The 23,357-nt window shown below is 39.8% G+C and carries 20 protein-coding genes and 1 pseudogene; 13 read left to right on the top strand and 8 right to left on the bottom strand.

Translation table 11 applies throughout. The annotated features are described in order from the left end of the window. A pseudogene (locus GQO39_RS05840) lies at nucleotides 1-299 on the top strand (late control protein); the annotation flags it as partial. Nucleotides 300-445: 146 nt separating this feature from the next. On the opposite strand, the gene GQO39_RS05835 reads toward GQO39_RS05840, so the two are convergent. After that, nucleotides 446-1,657, bottom strand: a complete 1,212-nt coding sequence (locus tag GQO39_RS05835) for an aspartate aminotransferase family protein (protein ID WP_156851365.1) — start codon at nucleotides 1,655-1,657, stop codon at nucleotides 446-448. Nucleotides 1,658-2,139: 482 nt separating this feature from the next. Here GQO39_RS05835 and GQO39_RS05830 point away from each other — a divergent pair, with 482 nt between their 5' ends. Further along, nucleotides 2,140-2,667, top strand: a complete 528-nt coding sequence (locus GQO39_RS05830) for a GcrA family cell cycle regulator (protein ID WP_156851363.1) — start codon at nucleotides 2,140-2,142, stop codon at nucleotides 2,665-2,667. Between the two features lie 590 nt (nucleotides 2,668-3,257). On the opposite strand, the gene GQO39_RS05825 is transcribed toward GQO39_RS05830, so the two are convergent. The 5 genes from GQO39_RS05825 to ccmA are packed head-to-tail and all read right to left on the bottom strand — an operon-like array spanning nucleotide 3,258 to nucleotide 6,233. Further along, complete coding sequence (locus tag GQO39_RS05825; RefSeq protein WP_156851362.1) at nucleotides 3,258-3,905, bottom strand: DsbE family thiol:disulfide interchange protein; 648 nt, start codon at nucleotides 3,903-3,905, stop codon at nucleotides 3,258-3,260. A 1-nt stretch (nucleotide 3,906) separates the two neighbouring features. Beyond that, nucleotides 3,907-4,131 (bottom strand): hypothetical protein, encoded by a 225-nt coding sequence (locus tag GQO39_RS09200; RefSeq protein ID WP_156851361.1) that lies wholly within the window; start codon nucleotides 4,129-4,131, stop codon nucleotides 3,907-3,909. Further along, nucleotides 4,119-4,898, bottom strand: coding sequence for a heme ABC transporter permease (locus GQO39_RS05815; protein ID WP_198039419.1), 780 nt, complete (start codon nucleotides 4,896-4,898; stop codon nucleotides 4,119-4,121). The genes GQO39_RS09200 and GQO39_RS05815 overlap by 13 nt, the downstream gene beginning before the upstream one ends. A 46-nt stretch (nucleotides 4,899-4,944) precedes the next feature. Further along, complete coding sequence (gene ccmB, locus GQO39_RS05810) at nucleotides 4,945-5,610, bottom strand: heme exporter protein CcmB (RefSeq protein ID WP_156851359.1); 666 nt, start codon at nucleotides 5,608-5,610, stop codon at nucleotides 4,945-4,947. After that, nucleotides 5,607-6,233: a heme ABC exporter ATP-binding protein CcmA gene (gene ccmA, locus GQO39_RS05805; RefSeq protein ID WP_156851358.1), complete on the bottom strand. Its 627-nt coding sequence runs from the start codon at nucleotides 6,231-6,233 to the stop codon at nucleotides 5,607-5,609. Before ccmA ends, ccmB begins: the two co-directional genes overlap by 4 nt. Nucleotides 6,234-6,531: 298 nt before the next feature. On the opposite strand from ccmA, the gene acnA reads away from it, so the two are divergent. From acnA to gpsA, 11 genes are all read left to right on the top strand, one after another. Next, nucleotides 6,532-9,219: an aconitate hydratase AcnA gene (gene acnA, locus GQO39_RS05800; RefSeq protein ID WP_156851357.1), complete on the top strand. Its 2,688-nt coding sequence runs from the start codon at nucleotides 6,532-6,534 to the stop codon at nucleotides 9,217-9,219. A 234-nt stretch (nucleotides 9,220-9,453) separates the two neighbouring features. Beyond that, complete coding sequence (gene rpsT, locus GQO39_RS05795; RefSeq protein WP_156851356.1) at nucleotides 9,454-9,720, top strand: 30S ribosomal protein S20; 267 nt, start codon at nucleotides 9,454-9,456, stop codon at nucleotides 9,718-9,720. Between the two features lie 688 nt (nucleotides 9,721-10,408). Beyond that, nucleotides 10,409-11,977, top strand: a complete 1,569-nt coding sequence (gene dnaA, locus GQO39_RS05790; protein WP_007552367.1) for a chromosomal replication initiator protein DnaA — start codon at nucleotides 10,409-10,411, stop codon at nucleotides 11,975-11,977. Nucleotides 11,978-12,165: 188 nt separating this feature from the next. Then, the gene (dnaN, locus tag GQO39_RS05785) at nucleotides 12,166-13,287 is read left to right on the top strand and encodes a DNA polymerase III subunit beta (RefSeq protein ID WP_156851355.1); all 1,122 of its coding nucleotides are present in this window, start codon (nucleotides 12,166-12,168) and stop codon (nucleotides 13,285-13,287) included. Between the two features lie 20 nt (nucleotides 13,288-13,307). Further along, nucleotides 13,308-14,441 (top strand): DNA replication/repair protein RecF, encoded by a 1,134-nt coding sequence (recF, locus tag GQO39_RS05780; RefSeq protein WP_156851354.1) that lies wholly within the window; start codon nucleotides 13,308-13,310, stop codon nucleotides 14,439-14,441. A gap of 52 nt (nucleotides 14,442-14,493) precedes the next feature. Beyond that, entirely contained in the window at nucleotides 14,494-14,946 is a 453-nt protein-coding gene (gene aroQ, locus GQO39_RS05775) for a type II 3-dehydroquinate dehydratase (protein ID WP_156851353.1), read from the top strand. A gap of 126 nt (nucleotides 14,947-15,072) precedes the next feature. Next, on the top strand, nucleotides 15,073-16,044 hold the full coding sequence (gene cyoA / locus GQO39_RS05770) for a ubiquinol oxidase subunit II (RefSeq protein WP_156851352.1): 972 nt from the start codon (nucleotides 15,073-15,075) through the stop codon (nucleotides 16,042-16,044). A gap of 74 nt (nucleotides 16,045-16,118) precedes the next feature. Next, nucleotides 16,119-18,137 (top strand): cytochrome o ubiquinol oxidase subunit I, encoded by a 2,019-nt coding sequence (gene cyoB / locus GQO39_RS05765; protein ID WP_156851351.1) that lies wholly within the window; start codon nucleotides 16,119-16,121, stop codon nucleotides 18,135-18,137. Further along, a complete protein-coding gene (locus tag GQO39_RS05760) occupies nucleotides 18,134-18,799 on the top strand; it encodes a cytochrome (ubi)quinol oxidase subunit III (protein ID WP_156851350.1) in 666 nt (221 codons plus the stop codon). Before cyoB ends, GQO39_RS05760 begins: the two co-directional genes overlap by 4 nt. Then, nucleotides 18,799-19,575, top strand: a complete 777-nt coding sequence (gene cyoD, locus GQO39_RS05755; RefSeq protein ID WP_156851349.1) for a cytochrome o ubiquinol oxidase subunit IV — start codon at nucleotides 18,799-18,801, stop codon at nucleotides 19,573-19,575. Before GQO39_RS05760 ends, cyoD begins: the two co-directional genes overlap by 1 nt. Before the next feature lie 386 nt (nucleotides 19,576-19,961). Further along, nucleotides 19,962-20,984 carry an NAD(P)H-dependent glycerol-3-phosphate dehydrogenase gene (gene gpsA, locus GQO39_RS05750; protein WP_156851348.1) on the top strand — a complete coding sequence of 341 codons (1,023 nt, stop codon included), beginning with the start codon at nucleotides 19,962-19,964 and terminating at the stop codon, nucleotides 20,982-20,984. Between the two features lie 248 nt (nucleotides 20,985-21,232). Here gpsA and fabI read toward each other — a convergent pair whose 3' ends face one another. Both fabI and fabB read right to left on the bottom strand, forming a co-directional pair. Beyond that, nucleotides 21,233-22,051 (bottom strand): enoyl-ACP reductase FabI, encoded by an 819-nt coding sequence (gene fabI / locus GQO39_RS05745; protein ID WP_007552377.1) that lies wholly within the window; start codon nucleotides 22,049-22,051, stop codon nucleotides 21,233-21,235. 51 nt (nucleotides 22,052-22,102) lie between these two features. Further along, a complete protein-coding gene (gene fabB, locus GQO39_RS05740) occupies nucleotides 22,103-23,323 on the bottom strand; it encodes a beta-ketoacyl-ACP synthase I (RefSeq protein WP_007552379.1) in 1,221 nt (406 codons plus the stop codon). Nucleotides 23,324-23,357 lie beyond the last annotated feature (34 nt).

Genomic DNA, 23,357 nt, shown 5'->3' with positions numbered 1-23,357 from the left:
GTTTTAGCGGTCCCGTGCGGCGTTTACGGACTTGTTACACTTGTAAAGAAGAAGCTCTGGCTGCTGCTGCCTCAGAATCAGACCGATTATGCCGTGCTGTAGGCAGTGGTTCTTTGTCCCTTGCGGGGCGTCCAGAAATCATGGCCGACCAACCTCTTTTATTGCAAGGGTTTCGTGGGCAAATCAATGGACCATGGAAAGCCGCAACCGTCACCCACCGCTATGACAAGCAAAGCGGTTACACAACAGAAATCACCTTAGAGGCACCAAACAAGGGAAAAGAAAACAGCGAAGAATAGAGGCTGTTAGGAACAGATCATAAAAGAGGCTTTAAATACCCTTTGAAAGGTCTTTGAAGATCCTTTGAGAACCCCTTAAAAATCCTTTGAAAAAAAATAAATTGGTACAAAACCTAGTGTCAAAATATACAAAACCCGCTGGCAAGCTACAATGATATCTGCCTTTTTTGGTTTGTTTGCGAAAGATAGGCAATTGCTTTTTCAATACGCTGCAAGCTTTCATCTATTTCTTCTTCCTTGATAATAAGGGGAGGCAATAACCGCACTACATTGTTATTGGCAGCAACACTTAGAACATATTCCCTTTCCAAGGCACTGACGACAACATCTGAGGGAACGACGCACTGAATGCCTACCATAAGGCCCACCCCCTGAATTGCACAGATAATATCAGGATAGGCATTGAGAATGGTCGAAAGTCCACTTTTTAGCTTATCCCCCATATGTTGAACATGATGAAGAAAGCCCGGCTCTAATATGATATCAAGAACACTGTTGCCTACAGCCATCCCAAGAAGATTACCGCCAAATGTTGAGCCATGGGTTCCTAGTATCATACTTTTTGCAGCTTTATCTGTTGCAAGACAAGCTCCCAACGGAAATCCACCACCTAGCCCTTTTGCAAGGGTAAGAATATCAGGTGTGATACCACTCCACTCATAAGCAAAAAATTTTCCCGTTCGTCCAATACCCGTTTGAACTTCATCCAAAATTAATAATAGATTATTATCATCGCATATTTTGCGCAAAAATCTTAAAGTTTCATGAGAGACCGTTCGTATTCCTCCTTCGCCTTGAATGGGTTCAATAAGAATAGCTGCGGTATTTTTATTGATAGCATTACGTAAAGCGCTTTTATCACAAAAAGGAACTTGAATAAATCCACCAGTTCTGGGACCAAAACCCTCAAGATATTTTTCGTGCCCCGTAGCAGCAAGTGTTGCAAGTGTGCGTCCATGAAATGCACCTTCAAAAGTAATAATTTCAATGCGTGTTGGTTGACCAGATGCATAATGAGTGCGACGAGCAGTTTTGAATGCACATTCTAATGCTTCAGCGCCAGAATTGCAGAAAAAGACTTTATCAGCAAAGCTATTTGCACAAAGCCGTGCAGCAAGAGCCTCTTGTTCGGGTGATTGAAAAAGGTTGGAAATGTGCCAAAGTTTTTCAGCTTGTATTTTAAGGGTCTCGACAAGTTTTGGATGCGCATACCCTAATGCATTGACAGCAATGCCAGATGTTAAATCAAGATAACGCTCTCCTTTATCGGAAATAAGCCATACACCATCGCCTTGTTTGAAATGCAAATTACGTCGAGCAAAACACTTATAAAGTGACTGTATAGCAGTAACGCTCATCATGATTTCCTTTATATTTTAAACGTTGCTATACAATAAACAAAAAATGCTGCAAGTAAAAAATGTCGTATCTTCAAAGTATAGCGCGCTCAGCGTTTCATTACGATCAATTACCACTCCTACATGATAGATCACCGTTGCAAGGATTGGTAAAAAGTCAATAAAGGTTCTGCAAGAAACATTTGTAGGAAAAAGTCTTAAGCAAATACAATAATTTAATCTATGATGAATTCGCAAGTTGGGGAAAACATTCTAAATAGACTCTTCAAGAGAAAAAGGCTCTTGTCAGGGAGTCAGTGCGTATTGTAGTTTAAATCAACAAATGGGGTTGTGTTTCGGTTTGTAAGTTCCATAGGTTGAGTGGATTTTTTTGTGCTCGAGTAGAGTTATAATTTTTTTATTCAACTGGTTGGAGATATTATTCAAACATTTGAAGATGCAATGGAGGCCTCTCAATGAGGTGATCAGAATGGAGTGCTGATATGGGTTGGACATGTGAACGCGTTGAGCTTCTTAAGAAGTTTTGGAGTGAGGGTTTAAGTGCAAGTCAGATTGCAGCTCAATTAGGTGGGGTTAGTAGGAATGCTGTAATCGGTAAAGTACATCGGTTAAAGTTACCGGGACGCGGTAAGACAGCACAAGGAGTGACGCGTGCGCAAAAGACACCAGCTACCCCATCATCTCCGCGTGTACGTCGTACTACACCGACGGTATTGTCAACGGATGTTACATCTTGCAGTGAGGGAGAAACAGCTTTAAAGATGGAGTTTATAGCGGAGGATGTGACAGACATTGATGTGTCCGCGAAGTCAAGCGTAGTTGTACCTATATCACGTCAGCTTAATCTTTTGCAATTGAGTGAAAATACATGTAGATGGCCAGTTGGTGATCCTTTGGCAGCGGATTTTCATTTTTGTGGTGCTGATTCTGGTGAAAATAGTCCTTATTGTGCTTTTCATGCTAAAATAGCATTTCAGCCAATATCTGAAAGACGGCGGATAAGAGTATAATAAATGTTCGCAATGTAATCTCGTATTGCCTTCTATTATGCTTTATCATTAAATATATAAGCTGCTAAGAGAGAGAGGTTTGTGAAGATGGGGTTTTAATAAATGTAAGAAATTCTTTCTGTAAAAGCGCTCATTCACGTGTTATTCTTTCGTATTATTACATGATTATGTGCCGTAGAGGTGCCAACAGTTATCCACTTTCACTGTCTTTATTTAATTTAACTTTATGGATTTCCAAAGCATCCAGAACGATATTCTTAATGGGGGTTATATAGAGCTTCACGTTTTTGTTTTTCGCGTTCCTTAATAGGATTGTGGCTTCATGAAGAATAGCGCACCACTTGTTCATTTATTTACGTACTTATTTTAAAGAGATCTTTTTCCTTTTCTTCAATCTCATTGGTCGTGAGAATGGGATAATGCAAGATCTATGGGATACGAACATTTTTATGCTTATGAAGGTATGGGCTAGCACCACCATACTACTAACTTCCAATGTTGTACTTACTTTTGCATTTTGTGACGTGCAAGTAAACATTTTTGAGGATTCATCATAAGACGCGTTGAAGTGAGAAAATTTAACAGTATTTTCATTCAATATGGGAAAATGATAAATTGTCTTTATGGATGAATGCATTGCCGTTTGATGTTTCTTTTGTCATGATAGCTTGTTCGATTTTTGGCAGGATTTTTTTCTGATAAATTTGCCATGTTAAAGGGCCAACATGTTTAGCAATAATGATGCTTTCTGTATTCAGAAGAAAGGTTTCTGGTGGTCCATACACTCCCCAGTTAATGGCTGTATGCCCTGAAACATCAAAGCCAATAAATTTAAAAGGATTACCGAAACTGTTCAGAAAGCGTCGGGCATTTTCTTTGCTATCCTTATAATTAATGCCAATAAGATCAAAACGTTGATCTTGTGCAATCTTCATAAGAAGTGGATGCTCTTCGCGACAGGAGTGGCACCAAGATCCCCAAAAATTAACCAGTGTTACACGCCCTTTAAATTGTTCCGAGTTGAGAAGATGCTTTTCATTACCAAGGAGGGGAAGACTGATTTGGGGAGCGGACTTTTCAAATGTGTTTGGGAGAAGAAGAGTATCATTAGGGTGTTTGTTGTCTATAAAATAGAAAAAGAGCACAATGAGAAGAAGAAAACACACAAATGGTCCAAAAAGACTAAACACGATGGACAAAAATATGTTTTTTTTAGATTTTTGCGGAGTGATTTTCATTCTATTTTTCTTTTCGAAAGATCTCTTTTTTGTTCAACTGTTGTAGGATTTTTTTTTGGTATATACCTTTGAGAAGTGTGTATCCAATATAACATAGGAGGGAAATTGCGGAAAGTATGTAGCTCAAAATAACAATTTGCTCGTGGCGAAGAGTACCAAGGAAAAAATCAATTTGCTGAGAGAGATTTCCTAAAAATCCACTGTAAATGCTATCTAAGTCGAGCATGATGAAGAGTCCTTATGTTGTGCGTCACGGGCCCTTTTTATCTGAAGTATTTGTATATGGCGATTATTGATTTCGTTGCGCATAGCCATCAAATAAAGCAAAATAAACATAAAGCTAAAACAAAATATCATTGTTATAAGAGGCCATAACATAGCACGGTCGATTGTTGGTCCTCCTGAACGTAAAAGTGATGCTTTTTGGTGCAGTGTATTCCACCAATTAACAGAAAATTTGATAATGGGGATATTCACAAGTCCAACGAGTGTAAGAATTGCTGTAGCACGTGCAGCTTTTTCGTGGTTATCAAAAGCGCGAGCGAGCATGACAATAGCAAGGTAAATAAAAAACAAGATCAGAACTGATGTTAGCCGTGCATCCCATACCCACCATGTTCCCCATGTCGGGCGCCCCCAAAGCGCGCCTGTCACTAGGGATAAGGCAGTAAAAATTGCTCCAATAGGTGCTCCACATTTGAGTGCTACATTAGCAAGATGATATCTCCAAATCAGATTTCCTAAAGCAGCAGTACTTATTATGATGTAACAAAATGTAGATAACCACGCGAATGGTACATGAATATACATAATCTTGACGGTGCTACCCTGCTGATAGTCATCAGGAGAATGCATAATCAGAATAAGCCCTAAGATAAGAAGGCACAATGTTATACCGGTTAACCAAGGCAAAACCGTGCCGCTTATTTTCATGAAACGGGTTAAACTTGTTGAGAGTGACCTCGTTTTATGTATGTGAGATGTTTTATTCATGAGATTTATAATAGGCAGAGTTTTACTGTGCGGCAATTACCTTTTATTATTCTGATAAAAGCTTGAGCGTTATAGCAGCAACAAAAGAGCTAAAAAGACTTAAGAGAAGTGAAAAAGCGATAAGAAGAGTCAAGGAAGTGAGAAAAGAAACATTTGGGTTTGTAGGGGCTGTCGCAGCTGAAACACCAAAAATCATGATTGGAATGACCCACGGCAAGATGATGATAAAAATGAGAAGAGTACTGTGTAACAATGACGTTGCAAGAGCAGCTCCTATAGCACCGATAAAAATAATAGCAGGTGTTCCGCATAAGAGGGTGAGTGTTGTTGTAAAAGTTATTGTTGCATTTAAATGGAGCATGAATCCTAAAATAGGAGTAGCAAAAATAAGGGGCAGCATTGTTCCTACCCAATGGGCAAGGCATTTGATAAAGACAATCAGTGTGAAACTTTGCCTTTGTCCGGAAAGTATGAATTGATCAAGATTTCCATCATCACGATCGGTTTGAAAAAGTTTATTAAGATTAAGCAGTCCTGCGAAAAGGGCTCCAAACCATAATATGCCTGGGCCTATTTGTGTAAGAATTTTAGGATTTGGCCCAATGGCGAAGGGAGTTATCATAATAACAGCAATGAAAAACAAAAGTCCTGTTAAGGAAGAAGATTGTGGTGCCAAGATTAATTTAAGATCACGCCAGAATAGTGCTTTCATTTACTTATCTCCAAGGGAGGTAAGAATTTTTCTAGGGCGATTTTATGGTTTTCTGGAATGCCAAGAGGATTATGGGTTGCAGCGATAATCATGCCTCCTTGATTTAGATGGTGCTGAAAAATATTGGCAAGGAGAGTTTGGGCATGAATATCAACTCCCGATATTGGTTCATCTAAAATCCAAATAGGACGATAGGAGAGTAAAAGGCGGGCAATGGCTACACGTTTTTTTTGACCGGTTGATAGAACATTGAAGGGTAAGTGTTTAAGATTAGAAAGACCTACGTCGGCAAGAGCTTCATGCGGATAGCGTAGATGTTGTCCATAAAATGCTGACCAAAATTGCAAATTATCTATGACAGATAACAGAGGTTTCATAGCATTTTGTGGACCAAGATAATGACATGCAGTTGCTACGGGGTATGTTTGTTCTTGGTCTTTAAGACTTACAACACCTTCGGCAGCTTCAAGAAGACCAACAATGATTCGCAGTAATGTAGATTTTCCGATTCCATTTGGGCCTGTGATTGTCATAAGTTGCTGTGGAAATAAACAAAAAGAAAGACCTTGGAATAGCACTTCTTCGTTTCGATGAGCCGCTAAATCTTTGCCCGATAACACCATGTGCTTACCTGTTTTGCTTTTGTTGCTATAATCTTTATTGCATTATAGGATAAAAAACACGTTTTTTATGCATTTGTACCTAGAATAGTTCTAGAAATAGTTCTATAAGGCATGTGGAACATCAAGATCTGGTGTGGAATAGTTTTTAGCACCGATTTCCGAATTTGCCGATGAAAAGGTGGAGAGGGAGATGGATGGCAGGGGTGATTACGTTTGCACTCAAGCTACGACCTTGACTCGTAGTTTGTATTATTCGTTCTGGGAAATTGGATGGTTTGTAATATGAGGGTGGTCGGTTGTGACTCAAATTGATAGCTTTAATTGTCGCAGAGCTTTAGATGTTGGTGGCAAAGAATATACTTATTATAGTTTGATCGAGGCGGAGAAGAATGGACTTCAAGGTGTTTCTCGTTTGCCGTTTTCGATGAAAGTGATTCTTGAAAATTTATTACGGTTTGAAGATGGTCGTACGGTTAAGAAAGAGGATATCTTAAACGTTGCTAAGTGGTTAAATGACAAAGGCAGTGCTGGTGCGGAAATTGCCTACCGCCCTGCGCGCGTTCTTATGCAAGATTTTACTGGTGTCCCTGCGGTTGTTGATCTCTCTGCGATGCGCGATGCCATGGTCAAACTTGGAGGGAACGCTGAAAAAATCAATCCTCTTATTCCCGTTGATCTTATCATTGACCACTCAATTATCGTTGATGATTTTGGCAGTCCTATGGCTTTTAAGGAAAATGTTAGGCATGAATATGAACGCAATGGTGAACGTTATCGTTTCCTTAAGTGGGGGCAGCAAGCGTTTCAAAATTTTCGCGTTGTACCTCCAGGAACAGGGATTTGCCACCAAGTTAACCTAGAATATTTAGCGCAGTGCGTGTGGATAAAGAATGAAGGAGGACATCAGACGGCTTATCCTGATACTTGTGTGGGAACCGATTCGCATACAACTATGGTGAATGGTTTGGGTGTTTTAGGTTGGGGTGTTGGTGGTATTGAAGCAGAAGCAGCAATGTTAGGACAGCCCGTTTCTATGTTGTTGCCTGAAGTGATTGGCTTCCGTTTAACAGGTAAGCTTAAAGAAGGTGTAACGGCTACCGATTTAGTATTGATGGTGACGCAAATTCTACGTAAGAAGGGTGTTGTCGGTAAATTTGTTGAGTTTTTTGGCCCTGGTCTAGAGCACATGACGCTTGCTGATCGGGCGACGATTGCTAATATGGCCCCTGAATATGGTGCAACATGTGGTTTTTTTCCAATTGATAAGGAAACAGTGCGTTATCTCAATATGACAGGGCGCGATGAAAATCGGATAGCTTTAGTGGAAGCTTATTCCAAAGCACAAGGGATGTGGCATGATGAAGCAATAGCCAATCCCATTTTTAGTGATACAATTGAATTAAATTTGGAAAGTGTTGTGCCTTCTATGGCTGGACCTAAACGTCCTGAAGGGCGTATCGCATTGGAAAGTGTTGGGCAAGGTTTTGAGAATGCGTTGATCAATGACTATAAGAAGACTTCTGGACAAGATAACTGTTATCAGGTTGAAGGTGAGGAATACGTGCTTGGTCACGGTGATGTGGTGATTGCTGCAATTACCTCTTGTACGAATACATCAAATCCAAGTGTTCTTATTGCTGCAGGTCTTTTGGCACGTAATGCTGTAGCGAAAGGTCTCAAGAGCAAACCGTGGGTTAAGACTTCTCTTGCTCCTGGCTCGCAAGTTGTTGAAGCTTACCTTATTAATTCCGGTCTCCAAAAAGATTTAAATACATTAGGGTTTAATTTAGTGGGTTTTGGGTGCACCACGTGCATAGGGAATTCTGGTCCTTTGTTGCCTGCTATTTCCAAAACGATTAATAATAATGGTTTAATTGCTGCTGCGGTTCTTTCAGGAAATCGTAATTTTGAAGGGCGTGTATCACCTGATGTGCAAGCGAATTATTTAGCTTCACCACCGTTAGTTGTTGCACACGCTTTGGCAGGAACGGTTCGTAAAGATCTAACCAAGGAGCCTCTTGGAGAAGGTTCAGACGGAAAACCTGTTTATTTGAGAGACATTTGGCCAACTTCTAAAGAAATACAGGAGTGTATCGAAAAGAATGTCACACGTAAGATTTTTGCCGAAAAATATGCAGACGTATTTAAAGGAGACGAAAATTGGCAAAAAGTCCAAGTTCCAACAGGTGCTACTTATTCTTGGGATGAACAATCGACATATGTGCGTAATCCACCATATTTTAATGATATGAGAAAGATTCCTGATGCCTTACAAGACATTAAAGATGCACGGATTTTGGGTTTGTTTGGTGATAAAATCACAACAGATCATATTTCTCCTGCTGGTTCCATTAAGCTTGATTCTCCTGCGGGAAAATATTTGCTGGATCATGGGGTCAACGTAGCTGATTTTAACCAGTATGGAACGCGTCGTGGAAATCATGAAGTGATGATGCGTGGAACCTTTGCCAATATTCGCATTCGTAATTTCATGCTAGGAGAAAATGGTCGCGAAGGAGGCTATACAATTCATTATCCATCAAAAGAAGAGCAAGCAATTTATGATGCAGCAATGGCATATAAAAGAGAAGGTGTTCCGCTTGTTGTTTTTGCCGGTATTGAATACGGCAATGGGTCATCCCGTGATTGGGCAGCTAAGGGCACAAATCTTCTTGGTGTAAGAGCGGTGATTGCTCAATCTTTTGAACGGATTCATCGTTCTAATCTTGTCGGTATGGGAATTGTTCCTTTTGTGTTTGAAGCGGGTGCGAGCTGGCAATCTTTGGGTTTAAGAGGTGATGAAAAAGTAACGATTGAAGGAGTTCATAGCTTGAAACCTCGTCAAAAGACTATAGCCACCATCACTTTTTCTGATGGGATGGTAAAAACTGTTCCATTATTGTGCCGTGTTGATACTGAAGACGAGTTAGATTATTTGCATCATGGCGGAATTTTACAATATGTTTTACGTAATCTGGCGATTTAGGGTGTATTTGTTAGTTTAGAAGTGTTTTTAAAACTCTTAAAATAGGAGCTAGGGAGCTTGTCCTTGTTTTTTATGTCTCTTTTTGAAAATTCGATTGACGTTGGCTTGAAGATTGCGTTATAAGCCGTACAGTTATCAGCGGCTTTATAGTTTTGCTTGGCTTGGATTTATTTGGATGAGGTGAGGTGTTATTTAAAATCCTCCTATCCTGTGTGTTGAAAGAGAGATATATTTATGGCGAATACACCTTCTGCTCGAAAAGCGGTGCGCAAAGTTACGGCACGTACACAGGTTAATAAGGCCCGCCGTTCGCGTGTTCGTACCTTTGTACGTAAATTTGATGATGCTTTGGCTGGTGGCGATAAGGCATCTGCGGAAATAGCGTTTAAGAATTTTGAACCTGAAATTATGCGTGCGGTTTCCAAAGGAGTTTTTCATAAGAATGCTGCTGCGCGGAAAGTATCGCGTTTAGCGCAACGTTTGAAAGCTCTTAGCGTTTAAGTTTTTTCATTTTATTAAAAATCAAGCCAGCATCTGTGTAGATGCTGGTTTTTTTATTTATTTTTAGAAAATATGACACTTTTAAAGGAGAGAACTCCTGCGATTCTTTCCATGGAAGAATAGAGAAAATTTGTAGAATCTGTATGGTTATCCACAAGTTTTGTGGATTTTTGCAGAGTCTTTTTTGTCAAGCATTTTTATTTTTTTTTTTTTATCTGAAGAGATTCTTTAATTATTAGTAAATTTAGAAAAAAAAAATGAATTGAATCAATTATTTTTCTCATACCTTGTTTATATGAACATGTTTATGATGGCTTTTTAGGTTTTTTTGATTTTATTTTGACCTCTTGCATTTTACCTCTGCTGTTTTGTATGGTCCTTACGGAGACTAAAAACATACAGGGGTCACATCAACTCATTATCCTGTATCACGTTGAGTGAATGGGCTCTCATGTTAGAGAGGTTTTCTGACGCGTTTTTTAATTTTTTGATTGGTATGCTTACCGTTTTAAAGAATTGGATCATATCATGGATGTAAGTGAATCTTATTGGTTATCTTTGTTGATGGGGTTGTAATGAGACTGTCCTAGGGGAGGATGAGTAATCTTGGGGTAGGGCGTTTTGCTTTCGCTAAGTTTATTTTTAGCTGTTTAGTAGGACAAATTTTTTATTTTTATCAGGATGAAAGATGGTGGATAAATTGAACTCTAAAGCTAGTTCCTTTAAAAGGGTTTCGGTAAGTATCCTGTCGGCAGAGAAAATAATAAAGAGTAAGATGACGGATAGTGGTGGGGCGGTGAGTCGGAATGCTTCTGTAGAGCGTCCTATCATTTTAGAGGAGGAAGGTGCGGCAGCTTTCGCACGTGTGATGGCACAATTAAAGACGCAGGTTGGTATCGAGGCTTATACGAGTTGGTTTGGTCGTGTGAAGCTTGCTGAATATAGTCGAAATCTTGTGAAGCTTTCTGTTCCCACAGCATTTTTGCGTTCATGGATTAGTAATCACTACGGTTCTCTTTTGACAAATTTATGGAAACAAGAGAATTCAGCGATTCTTCGCGTTGAAGTCATCGTTCGTGGTATGAAGCGTGTTTCGGGAGGTGTGGTTTGTAAAACGAGTGCGGCTCCTGTTGTTCTGGAAGAACAAACGACTCCATCTTTTGTTGAGAATTATACAGAGCATTCCGCAAAAAGCGTTCGAGCAGGTATTTTTGGTTCACCGCTTGATTCTCGCTATACTTTTGAAAATTTTGTAGAGGGTTCTTCTAATCGTGTTGCTTTAGCTGCGGCACGTTCGATTGCGGAAGGACATAAAAGTGCCTTAAGATTCAATCCTCTTTTTGTTCATGCATCTGTCGGTTTAGGAAAAACACATTTGCTTCAAGCTATTGCAGCTGCTGCACTGAAGCGTTCGCCTGCGCGGGTTATTTATTTGACGGCTGAATATTTTATGTGGCGTTTTGCGACGGCTATTCGTGATAATGATGCTCTTTCTTTTAAAGAGCAGCTTCGTGATATTGATCTTCTCATTATTGATGATATGCAATTTTTGCAAGGAAAGTCGATACAACACGAATTTTGTCATTTGCTTAACATGTTGCTTGATAGTGCAAAACAGGTTGTTGTGGCTGCGGATCGTCCACCAGCAGAATTAGAATCGCTTGATCTTCGAGTTCGCTCTCGTCTTCAAGGAGGGGTGGCTCTTGAAATGGAAGCACCAGATTATGAGATGCGTTTGAAAATGCTGCATCAGCGATTAAAGCTGGCGCAACAAGATGATAATGTGATCTCAATTTCCGATGATATTTTGGAGTATATTGCTAGAACGGTTTCGGGGTCGGGACGTGATATTGAAGGAGCATTTAATCAGTTATTATTTCGTCAGTCTTTCGAGTCTGATTTATCTTTAGAGCGGATTGATGAATTATTAGGTCATTTGATACGTTCTGGTGAACCCAAGCGTATCCGGATTGAAGAAATTCAGCGTACTGTTGCGCGCCATTATAATGTTTCTAAACAGGATTTGTTGTCTAATCGTCGGACGCGTACAGTTGTGAAGCCGAGACAAGTCGCTATGTATTTAGCAAAAATGTTAACACCTCGTTCATTGCCAGAAATTGGGCGCCGTTTTGGTGGACGTGATCATACGACAGTTCTACATGCTGTGCGTAAAATTGAGGATTTGGTTTGTGGTGATCAGACACTGGCAAAAGAGCTTGAATTGCTTAAGCGATTGATTGGAGAGCAGGCTGCGTAGTGTTTATGGTTTTTCTCTCTTGGAGAAATATCACAAAGGGCTTAATGGGAAGTGCTGTTTTTTTGTGCAGTAGTGACTTGCCATTTTAAAAGAGGTTGAATAGAGTTCAATAGATGATTCTTAAAGGAATAGGTTATTTTCAATCTAGAGAATTCTTATAGTTTTTGGTAAATTGTAACGGGGATTTTATGCGTATTACAGTTGATCGCAATCAATTTCTCAGATCTCTTGGTCGTGTTCACCGTGTGGTGGAGCGTCGTAATACTGTTCCTATTCTATCGAATGTGCTGATTGATGCAGATAATGGCAGTGTGCAATTAAAAGCAACAGATCTTGATTTAGAGGTTACGGAATCTTTTATAGCAAATGTTGAACAAGCTGGGGCAATAACTGTTCCAGCACATTTGCTATATGACATAGTTCGAAAACTTTCTGATGGCAGTGAAATTGTATTATCAGTTGATGTAAATCAAGCAAATACTATGTCCGTTGTTTCGGGTTGTGCAAATTTTCAGCTTCAGTGTCTTCCAAAAATAGATTTTCCAGAGTCGCTTCCGGGTCAGTTCGGTTATCGTTTTTCTCTGTCGGCATCGAGGTTGAAACATTTACTTGATTGTACGCAATTTGCTATTTCTACTGAAGAAACACGTTATTATCTTAATGGTATTTATTTTCATGTTGTTAATGACGGTATTTTGAAACTGCGTTTGGTTGCAACTGATGGTCACCGATTGGCACAGGTTGATATGGAAGCTCCTTCAGGTGTTGATGGTATGCCAGGTGTCATTATCCCTCGTAAAACCGTAGGGGAGTTGCAAAAATTTCTTTCAGAAGAAATCGATGGGGATATGTGTGTGGAGCTCTCAGAGACAAAGATTCGTTTTTCTGTAGGTTCTGTAGTTTTTACATCAAAATTAATTGACGGAACATTCCCAGATTATCAACGTGTTATCCCTCTTGGAAATGATAAAAGATTGATTGTCAATAGGCAGGAATTTTCTTCTGCGGTTGATCGTGTTTCAACAATTTCGAGTGATCGTGGGCGTGCGGTGAAGTTAATGATTGAGCATGGGCAATTGAAGCTTGTTGTTAATAATCCTGATTCTGGAAACGCGGAAGATCAATTAGCAGCAAATTACACATCTAATCCGCTTGAAATAGGGTTTAATTCACGTTATCTTTTGGATATTGCAGGGCAATTTTCGAGTGATGAGATGGTTTTTATGTTGGCTGACGCTGTAGCACCAGCTCTGATTCGTGATAATGATGATGCGGATGCGCTTTACGTGCTGATGCCCATTCGCGTTTAGGGAAGATTGTTTTGCAATGCATGGCTTGTCATGTGCACAAAGTGGCAGTAAGACAGCTGAATCTTTGGCGTTATCGCAATTATCCTTCTTTTAATATCCGTTTTTCAGGTCAGAATGTGGTTTTTACTGGTCATAACGGTGCTGGTAAGACTAATCTTTTAGAGGCTTTATCCTTTCTTTCTCCTGGTCGTGGTTTGCGGCGTGCGTCCTATTCTGATGTTAGCTTTGCAGATGGTGGGGGCGAGGGGTTTGTTGTGTTTGCGCGTCTTGAATGTGCTCTTTATGGTGAAGTGAATATTGGTACAGCTTTGGAAATTGGTGATAACAGCCGGAAAGTACATATTAATGGTGTGAATGAGACAAGTGATTGCCTAACAGATTACGGTCATATTAGTATCCTTACCCCTTCTATGGATAGGCTTTTTACGGGTTCTACACTTGAGCGTCGTCGTTTCTTGGATCATATGGTTTTGGCTATTGATCCTTTGCATAGTCGCCGCATAGCAGATTATGACAGGGCTATGCGCGCACGTAATCGTTTGTTTTCAGATGGAAATAATGATTGTTCTTGGTTTGATGCTTTAGAAAAGCAAATGGCAGAACTTGCAACGGCTATTGCTGCGGCGCGTATCGATGTTATTCGGCTTTTAAATGACATGTTTTCACAAACGCCATTTCAGATACCTTTCCCACGGGCTTTTTTGCAAATTGATGGCTTTTTAGAAACAGCTCTGAGTAAGATATCGGCGATTGAGGTTGAAGAACAATTTTATGATCGGTTGCAACATAACCGCGCAATAGATCGTGCTGCTGGGCGGACATTAGAGGGACCGCATCGCACGGATTTGCAGGTCTTTTATGCTGATAAAAATATGGCTGCAGGATCTTGTTCAACAGGTGAACAAAAAGCTTTGCTGACAAGTTTGGTTTTATGTCATGCGCGTTTAACAGGCATGATGTCATATAAGGCTCCCATTCTTCTTCTTGATGAAATGGTTGCACATCTTGATTCTTATAGGCGTGCTGCTTTATTTGATGTTCTTGATGACCTAGGTGGACAAACATTTATGACAGGAACAGATCACATTTTATTTGATGCCTTGAAAGGACGAGCAGAGTTTTTTGAGATTAGAGATGGAGCTTTATTGCAGTAAAAAACATGCTAAATTTTTTTATAAGGTGACGGTCGAAACGAAGAGGCTTGCTATGTCTACAGTTATAACGGTTTTAAATGGTCCTAATTTGAATTTACTTGGTAGACGTGAGCCAGAAATTTATGGAACTGAAACCTTAGAAGATATTGAAAAATTTTGCAGAGAATGGGCAACAAGAACTGGCGTGATAGTACATTTTCATCAAAGTAACTGTGAGGGTCAATTGATAGAATTGGTCCAAGCAGCGATTGGGGTAAGTGCTGGATTGATCATAAATCCAGCTGCTTACAGCCATACATCTGTTGCACTTCTTGATGCATTAAAAATATTTTCAGGGACAAAAGTAGAGGTTCATTTATCTAATGTTTATCAGCGTGAAGTTTTTCGCCACCATTCTTATACGTCTATAGGTGTGGATGCGGTCATCGCCGGTTGTGGGAGTGATGGATACTGGTTTGCGCTTGAATATATTGCTAAGAGGCTTAAATTTAGTACAGAGGGATAGAAAATTTTATAATATCGATGAGGGTATTTGAATTTACTTGATAATTGTTTTCAAATAGGTAAGTATTCTATTGAGATTTTGTCGTTTTTTAGTGACAATTTCCGATATGTATGGTGGGCAGGTGAAATGAGAAACTTTGTTAGACAAGTAAAGATGCTCGTGATTTTAGGGGGGGTATTGTTTTTATCAGGTTGTAAATTTGATGTTATTCACCCAGCAGGGTATGTTGCACAGCAACAGCTTATTTTAATTATTGTTTGTGTTGCTGTTATGCTTTGCGTTGTGATTCCAGTTATGGTCAGTGTGGTATTTTTAGCCATTAAATATCGTGCATCAAACACGACAGAAGAGTATCTTCCTGATTGGGGGCATTCAAATAAAATTGAAGCATTTATGTGGGGTATTCCAATTGTTATCGTGATGGTTTTAGGTACGTTGACAGCCTATTACACCTATAAACTTGAACCAGAGAATCCGCTTCCAGTAGAAGTCGTTGGGGAAGGGAAGCCATTGCAAGTAGATGTTGTAGCTCTTGATTGGAAATGGCTCTTTATTTATCCTGAATATAATGTTGCGTCGATTAATGAAATTTATGCGCCTAAAGGTCGTCAGGTTTTGTTGCAGTTGACGTCAGAGAGTTCTGTTAATGCCTTTTGGGTACCAAAACTGGGCACAGTTCTTTATGCTATGCCACAGATGAATTCTAAATTGCATTTGGTAGCTGATGAGCAAGGAATATTCAAAGGAAGTTCAGCGAATTACAGTGGTGATGGTTTTGCAGGGATGCGGTTTCAATGGCATTCTGTTTCTTTGCAGGATTTTGATAATTGGATTTCTAAAGCTCGAGCTAATGGGCAAATCTTAGATCGCGCGTCTTATCGTCAGCTTTCTGTTGCGCCTCGTATGGGTGATGTTGCTGCGAAAGAAAAAGATGCTGAAGTGCGTTATTTTGCACCCGTTGAGAAGCGGCTTTACTATCGGATTGTTAATCGATGTGTTGATGAAAATACGGTATGTAATGAGGACTTAATGAAGCGTGCAGCGGCTCAAACGCTTTGGGGTGCGCTTTGTTCTGTTTTTGATCCTGATGTTATTTAGGGCGTCAATAGAGAAGGAATTCTTTTAAAAGTAAGGTTTCTTCAAACTGAAATTTATTTGATACGGGTTGAGAAATGTTTGGAAGACTTACAGATCCTACGGCCGGTGCTTTTCATGCACTTGCACATGAGCCGATCGTCTTATACACATGTATTGCGATTGTTGCGGGTGGTTTGATTGCTGTTATTGCTTTGACAGTACTTGGATGGTGGGGCGTTCTATGGCGAAATTGGATTACAACAGTTGATCATAAACGCATTGGCATTATGTATATCGTGCTTGGCATTATCATGCTTGTTCGCGGTTTTGCCGATGCGATTATGATGCGAACGCATCAAGCTTTGGCGCTCGGGAGTGAAACGGCGGGTTATTTGCCTCCTGAGCATTTTGATCAGATTTTTTCGGCCCATGGTGTCATTATGATTTTCTTCATGGCTACACCGATTTTATTTGGTCTTTTTAATTATCTTATACCACTTCAGATTGGTGCTCGTGATGTTGCCTTTCCATTTGCAAATAATTTGGGGTTTTGGATTACAGTAGCAGGGGCGATATTAATTAATATATCACTTGGTGTCGGTAATTTTGGTCGTGGTGGTTGGTTGATGTATCCGCCTTTCTCTGAATTGCAAAATAGTCCAGATACAGGGGTAGATTATTATTTATGGTCGCTTCAGCTTTCTGGTATCGCGACAACGATGGGGTCAATCAATTTTGTTGCGACCATTATTAAAATGCGTGCTCCTGGGATGACAATGATGAGAATGCCAGTCTTTTGTTGGAGCGCTTTTGTTAGTAATATCCTTATTTTAGTTATTTATCCTGTTTTAGCTGTAACATTTGCACTCTTGGCATGTGATCGTTATTTGGGTATGAATTTCTTTACCAATGTTGGTGGCGGAAACCCGATGGTATGGATTAACTATGTTTGGATTTTTGGTCATCCGGAAGTTTATGTTTTGGTTGTGCCTGCTTTTGGTATTGTTTCTGAGGTTGTCTCAACTTTTTCTTCAAAGCGTCTCTTTGGTTATACTTCAATGGTATGGGCAATGTTGGTTATTTTAATTCTTTCTTTGCTTGTTTGGGGGCATCACTTCTTTACAATGGGTGGAGGAGAGGCTGTAAATACCTTCTTTGGTATTGCAACGATGATTATCGCTGTTCCTACGGGTGTTAAAGTCTTTAATTGGTTGCTGACTATGCATAAAGGTCGGATTCGCTTTGAGCCCCCAATGCTTTGGTGCATGGGAATGATTTTTACGTTTGTTGGTGGTGGATTAACAGGTGTTTTATTGTCTATTGTGCCTGCTGATTGGCAGTTTCATAATTCGCTCTTTTTGGTAGCACATTTCCATCATACAATTATTGGAGGTGTCGTTTTTGCTTATTTAGCTGGGCTTGCTTTTTGGTTTCCAAAAGTTTTTGGTTATAAACCGAATCGGGCACTTGGTATTGCGTCTTTCTGGTGTTGGTTCATTGGTTTTTATCTTGCTTTTTTTCCAGTTTATGCGCTTGGCTTGATGGGTGCAACGCGGCGCCTTCAGCATTATATGGAACCTAGTTGGCAGCCAATGTTTATGATTGCTGCGCTGGGGGCTATTATTATCTTGCTTGGTATCCTTTGTTTTGTGCTGCAAGTTGTTTTGGCAATTTGGTATGGTATCAAACATAAGGGACGTTTACCGATAACATTAAATGATTCTTGGGGTGATGCACGGACTCTTGAATGGTCTATTTCTTCACCTCCTCCTTCTTACAATTTTGCAATACTTCCAAGAGTAGAAACTGATGATGCTTACTGGAATATGAAGAAGAATGGTTATCAGCGCCCGACAAGTGGATTTTCAAAAATTCATATGCCATCAAACACATCGGCCGGAATTATTGCAGGGTTCTTTTCTTTAATTGTCGGTTTTGCGCTTGTTTGGCATATTTGGTGGCTTGTTGCGATTGGGATGATTGGCTTTGTTGCAACGATTGTGTGTCATTCGTTAATAGGTAATCACCATGGTTACTATATTCCAGCTGAAGAAGTACAAAAGACTGAAGATGCTTTTACGGCTGTTCTTAAAGAACAAGGAGTAACAGTATGAGTGCGATGACAATAGATAATACGCACATTGATGAGCATCATCATGATAGCAGTTCGATAATGATATTTGGTTTTTGGGTCTATATTCTTTCGGATTTGATCTTGTTCTCGACGCTTTTTTCAAGTTTTGCTGTTTTTTCTGCTTCTTATGGAGGAGGGAAAGCTGGAAGTGAATTTATTGATTTAAAATTTGTTTTGGTTGAAACTGCCATTTTATTGCTATCCTCAATTACTTATGGGTTTGTAATAGTACAAGCGCATAAAGGTAATCTTAGTGGTGTGCGTTTATGGATGATTATTACTTTTGTACTTGGATGCTGCTTTATTGGAATGGAAGTTTACGAATTCCATGAGCTTTTGAGCGAGGTGTTCTATTACGATCCTGGTGCTTATGCTGGTATTGATCCTGCAACAGGCTTACAGCTTTTTGGACGAGAAATTCTATCTGCTTATTGGTCGGCGTTTTTTGCTTTGGTTGGTACACATGGTCTTCATGTAAGTGTTGGTCTTCTTTGGATGGTAGTCATGTTTTTTCATCTTCGTCGTTGTGGTTTAGATCAAGATAATAAAACGCGTTTGGCATGTCTTTCAATTTTCTGGCATTTACTTGATATTGTGTGGGTTGGTGTTTTCACCATGGTTTATCTGTTAGGAGCACTGTAATGAGTATGCATAATGAAACACATAGTCCCAGTACTAGTTCCTATTTAGTTGGCTTTATTCTGGCTGTATTTTTCACTTTAGGCTCTTTTATTCCTGTGATGTATGGAATGATGGAAAGCTGGGCAATTAGCACAAAGGTTGCGTATCTTATTGGGATGGCGATTATTCAAATTATTGTGCAGATTGTTTTCTTTTTACACTTGAATTCTGGTCCAGATGCTAAATGGAATTTAAGCGCTTTGTGGTTTGCAGCTATTTGCGTTTTTGTTATTATTGGAGGTACTTGGTGGGCTATTTCCCATTTGAATTATAATATGATGGGTGGTTCAGGACGTATTATTGAACCGGAAAAGATAGAAGGAAATAGCTCAGTACCGGTGGAGAAATTATCAGACATAAAAAAGCCAGAGGAACATTTATTAGGCGCCCGAGACTCTATAGATAAAACACCAAATACGCAAGCTCCTGTAGAGCAGGCTCCAGGGGTAGAAATGCCCGTTGGTCAAGCACCAAATACGCAAGCTCCTGTAGAGCAGGCTCCAAGGGTAGAAATGCCCATTGGTCAATTGCCAAATACGCAAGCTCCTGTAGAGCAGGCTCCAGGGGTAGAAATGCCCATTGGTCAAGCGCCAAATACGCAAGCTCCTGTAGAGCAGGCTCCAGGGGTAGAAATGCCCATTGGTCAAGTGCCAAATACGCAAGCTCCTGTAGAGCGGGCTCCAGGGGTAGAAATGCCCATTGGTCAAGTGCCAAATACGCAAGCTCCCATAAAGTAGTTACCAATAATAAAATATCCATAGGAGTCAGTGCTAAGCATTGGCTCTTTTGGTAGATGTTAGGCGCAAAAATGTTAATGGGACGTGAGTGTTTTGTACAGGGAAGCAATATAATAATTATTGAGGGGGCATTATTTTAAATGAGAAAATCCATAGAGAATTTAGTAAAGCCTTAACTTTGTTTCAAATAGTCATTTGTAGAATGTACAAGAATTTGTCCATATAATTCAGTACAAAAAATATAAAGATCTTTAAAAAGATTACGTGTTGTATTAGATAAAGCCATGAAGAGGTAAGGCTTTAAAATTTAGTGAATTTATATTAAAAGATATTGCAACACTAACATACAATTAAAACGAAGATTTGAAAAATTATCAGGAAACTTAATGAATACTGCTTCGATGACAGTTATTGGTGCTGGTTCTTTTGGTACTGCATTAGCCATTGCACTTGCCCGTAACGGTTATCGGGTTTTATTATGGGGACATGACCTTCAACATATCAGAAAATTACAGGAATACCGCTGCAATCAGGCATTTTTACCCGATGTTCGATTTCCCGATAATCTATCGCTTGAAGTTTCATTTGAGACTGCAATAACCGCAAGTCGGGATATATTAATCGCTGTTCCAAGTCATGTGTTTCATAAGGTATTGTACAAACTCCAACCTTATTTAAATCAACATTCACGTATTATTTGGACAACAAAAGGCTTAGAACCGAGTACAGGACGTCTCTTACAAGAAGTTGCTCGTGAGATTTTAGGTGATAAAATCCCTTTAGCTGTCTTTTCTGGACCAACTTTTGCTAAAGAACTTGCTATTGGTTTGCCTACGGCAATTACGGTTGCAGCTTCTGATGCTAAATTTAGTGAAGAACTACAGCAACTTTTCCATTGTAGCAAAAATTTTAGAGTTTATAAAAATCCAGATATGATAGGCGTTCAAGTAGGTGGAGCTGTCAAAAATGTCATTGCTATTGGTGCAGGAATATCAGATGGTATGGGATTTGGAGCAAATGCTCGAGTAGCTCTCATCACGCGAGGGTTAGCTGAAATCAGTCGGTTAGGCACTGCTATGAGCGCTGAGCTTTCTACATTTATGGGGATGACAGGTTTAGGTGATCTGGTTTTGACATGTACTGATAATCAGTCGCGCAATCGCCGTTTTGGAATGCTTCTTGGCCAAGGAATGGATACAGAAAAAGCGGTAAAACAGGTTGGTCAAGTTGTTGAAGGTTATTTAAACACTAAAGAAGTACGTATGTTAGCGCAACGTATCGGAGTAGAAATGCCAATTACAGAGCAAATTTATCAGATCCTATTTTGTGGTAAAAGCGTAGTTGAAGCAGCTGATGCATTATTGAACCGAGCACTAAAAGATGAAATGCATGGCGTAGTATACTTTTAAACTATTCAAACACTTAAGAGAGATATGATTATAATATCATGAAAATTTTGCAATAAGTTACGTTAACCATTAGATAAGGCAGTAACGCTTTAGCGGATTATAGAGTTATATTCGATTATTGTTTAAAGCATCTCTTCGAGAATAAGGCATCTCTCCCACTTCTAGATGTTATGCCAGAAAGTGTTGAAAACGCTTCTAAAACAGTACACAAACAGCCAATTCTACACTTTCAAAAGCATTATGGATAGTTATTCTTCCTGATTGTCCTCGCTTTGTTTTAATTCTTCAAGTGTTGGCATAGACATAATGTTATAGCCTGAATCAACATAATGAATTTCACCAGTAACACCTGATGATAAATCAGAGAGTAGATAAAGAGCAGATTTTCCGATTTCATGGATATTTACTGTACGGCGCAATGGCGCGTTACGACGTTGATACGAAAAGATTGCGCGTGCAGCTGCGATGCCGTTGCCAGCTAGGGTTCTAACAGGTCCTGCTGAAATTGCATTAACGCGGATATTTTGAGGGCCAAAATCTGCGGCTAAATAACGTACCATAGCTTCTAAAGCAGCTTTAGCCACGCCCATGATATTGTAATTAGGTACAACTTGTTGGGAAGCTCCATAGGTGAGTGTTAAAAGTGTACCCCCATTGGGCATAAGCTTACCAGCGCGTTGAGCAATTTCAGTAAAAGAATAAGCCGAAATAACCATTGTGCGTTTAAAGTTTTCGCGTGTTGTAACATCAACATAACGCCCTTTTAGTTGCGTCTTATCTGAAAAGCCAATAGCATGAACAACGAAGTCAATAGTTTTCCATTCTTTTTCAAGATGTTCAAAGACACGATCAACATTTTCAATTTTTTCAACATCGCATTCAAGTAACAATTCACAACCGAGCTGTTCTGCTAAGGGTTGAACCCGTTTTCCAAAGGCATCGCCTTGATAGGTAAAAGCTAATTCAGCTCCTGCTTCTGCTAGTTGACACGCAATACCCCATGCGATTGAATGGTCATTTGCAACCCCCATAATAAGGCCACGTTTGCCCTCCATCAAACCTTTCATATTATTCTCCGTAAAAGACCGTGCTTTTTTCAACCAGCTAAGAACTCCTATTTATGCATAGCGTTGGAAAATGAGCGTTGCATTGGTACCGCCAAAACCAAATGTATTTGACAATACAGTATTAAGTTGTTGATGATCTCGACGTTCACGAACAATGGGCATATCAGCAAAAACTGGATCAAGTTCTTCAATATGAGCGCTCTCACAAATAAAATTATGATTCATCATTAATAGTGTATAGATTGCTTCTTGAACACCTGCCGCTCCCAAGGAATGACCAGTCAAGGATTTTGTTGCAGAAATTGGAGGACATTGGTCACCTGCTCCAAAGATACGGCAGATTGCTTCTATTTCTGGGGGATCACCAACAGGTGTCGCGGTTGCATGGGGATTGATATAATCAATTTTATTATTTACGGTTGCAAGCGCCATACGCATACACCGTTCTGCTCCCTCGCCAGATGGAGCAACCATATCATGTCCATCGGATGTAGCGCCATACCCAACAATTTCTCCATAGATTTTTGCCCCACGTGCTTTAGCAAGTTCTAACTCTTCGAGAACTAAAACACCAGCCCCACCAGCAATAACAAATCCATCACGATTGATATCATAGGCACGTGAAGCTTTTTCTGGTACATCATTATATTTGCTGGACATGGCACCCATAGCATCGAATAATACAGATAATGTCCAATCCAAATCTTCACAACCACCGGCAAAGATACGATCCTGCCTACCGTATCGTATCAATTCATAAGCATTGCCAATACAATGATTAGAGGTGGCACAAGCCGAAGAGATTGAATAATTCACTCCTTTAATTTTAAAAAAAGTTGCAAGTGTTGCAGATGCTGTAGAACTCATTGCTTTAGGTACGACAAAAGGACCAACGCGCTTTGGACCTTTTTGGCGTGTAATATCAGCAGCTTCAACAATTGACTGAGTTGAAGCACCTCCAGAGCCCATAATGATACCTGTACGTTCATTTGATACTTCATGAAGTTCTAAACCCGCATCAGCAATTGCCTGATCCATGGCAATGTGATTCCAAGCAGTTCCACGTCCATGAAAACGTAAAGCACGTCGATCAACCAATTCTTCTATATTAACATCAGGTTTGGCATAAACTCTGCTACGAAAGCCCAACTCAGCATATTGGGGTGCATAAGAAATTCCAGATTTTGCTTCATACAAGCTAGTTAAAACAGCTTGAGGATTATTCCCAATTGCAGAGACAATTCCCATTCCAGTTACAACAACTCGACGCATTCATACCTCCTTGTTTCACACAGAATAACAAAAT

The sequence above is a fragment of the Bartonella refiksaydamii genome (assembly GCF_902652675.1).
GTDB lineage: Bacteria > Pseudomonadota > Alphaproteobacteria > Rhizobiales > Rhizobiaceae > Bartonella > Bartonella refiksaydamii.
The sequence above is the reverse complement of the archived record's forward strand: the minus strand, read 5'-3'. Positions and strand labels throughout refer to the sequence as shown.